Source organism: Luteimonas sp. FCS-9, assembly GCF_001014645.1.
In the GTDB taxonomy this organism is placed as follows: Bacteria; Pseudomonadota; Gammaproteobacteria; order Xanthomonadales; family Xanthomonadaceae; genus Luteimonas.
On sequence record NZ_LASZ01000053.1, the window covers coordinates 1 to 1561 of the forward strand.

The following is a 1561-nucleotide window of genomic DNA, read 5'->3' on the forward strand; positions in this document are numbered from 1 at the left end:
TCGGCGAGAACAGGTCCTCGTCCTCGTCCAGGCCGGCCGCGCCCAGCGCCTGGTGCTCGGCCTGCTCGCGAATGATGTCGACGACGTCGTCGACGGTGATGCGGCCCAGCAGCACGTTGCCGTCGTCGACCACCGGCGCGGACACCCAGTCGTTGTCGGAGAACTGGCGCGCGACCTGGTCGGCCGATTCGTCGACGTGGATCGAGTCGAGCTCGTCGTCGATCAGCCGGTTGATCGGCGTGCCGGGGTCGCGGGTCACCAGGTCCTGCAGCGCGACCCAGCCGATCAGCTGGTGGCGGCGGTTGACGACGTACAGGTGGTCGGTGTGATCGGGCAGTTCGCCGCGCAGGCGCAGGAACCGCAGCACCACGTCGACGGTGGTGTCGGCGCGCACCGTCACCACGTCGGGGTTCATCAGGCGGCCGGCGGTGTCCTCCGGATACGAGAGCACCTGCTCCAGCCGCTCGCGGTTCTCGCGGTCCATCGAACGCAGCAGCGTGTCGATGACCGCGTCGGGCAGGTCCTCGACGAGATCGGCGAGGTCGTCGATGTCGAGGTCCTCGACCGCGGCGACCAGCTCGTCGGGATCCATGTCCGCGATCAGGCTCTCGCGGACCTCGTCGCCGACGTGCACCAGCACCTCGCCGTCGTCGTCGGCATCGACCAGGCCCCAGACCACGATGCGCTTGTCGTGCGGCAGCGACTCGAGCAGGTTGCCGATCTCGGCCGGTGCCAGCGTGTTGACCATGCGCCGCACCGGCCCCAGCCGCCCGCTGTCGAGGGCGTCGGAGAGCAGGCGCAGCTGGCGCGCGGTCTTGTCGTGGCGGACGGCTTCGGCCATGGACGGCTCCGTTGCGCGTCGCGACGGACGGCGGCGCGACAGGTCAGATGTGCATCCGGCCATTATCCGCGCTGCGCTGCGGAATAGGAACGGTCGAGCGGCGGGAAGACGCCGGCGACCTCACGCCACAGTCATGCCGGCCCGGGACGGATCGTTCGCCGGTCGTCGCGCCGCGACGGAACCTGCGGGGCGCGGCGGCCGGGCGGTGATCAGGGCAAATGCGACCAGCGACGCCGGCGTTGCCCGCTCGCAGCTCGCAGGTCGCGCGCCCGCGCTTGGACTCAGGCGGCGCCGCGCGCCACGCGCACGATGCCGTGCAGCAAGCGGATCACCGCCGGGTGCAGCGGCGAGTACAGGTCGCCGAGCGCGTCGTTGTTGCGGTCGGCGGCCAGCAGGTACTGGACCAGGTCGTTGGTGCCGATCGACAGGAAGTCGAGTTCGCGCACGAACGTGGGCAGGGCGATCGCCGCCGACGGCACCTCGATCATCGCGCCCAGCGCGATGCGCTCGGCGGTCTCGTGGCCCTCGGCGCGCAGGTCGCGCTGCACGCGTTCGAGCAGCCGGCGCACCGCGACGATTTCCTCGCGGCCGCTGACCATCGGCACCAGCACGCGTACCGGACCGTAGCCCGAGGCCCGCGCGATCGCCCGCAGCTGGGTCTCCAGCAGCCCGTTGCGCGCCATCGACAAGCGCACGCCGCGCAGGCCCAGCGCGGGATTG

1 protein-coding gene and 1 pseudogene are annotated in these 1561 nt (G+C 71.5%); both read right to left on the bottom strand.

Features of this window, described 5'->3' with window-relative positions; genetic code table 11:
* Positions 1–841, bottom strand: an 841-nt coding sequence (locus WQ56_RS17450) for a CBS domain-containing protein (RefSeq protein WP_047138402.1), incomplete at its 3' end; no start/stop codon positions are given.
* 317 nt (positions 842–1158) lie between these two features.
* Positions 1159–1561 (bottom strand): annotated as a pseudogene (locus WQ56_RS17455) (putative PEP-binding protein); the annotation flags it as partial.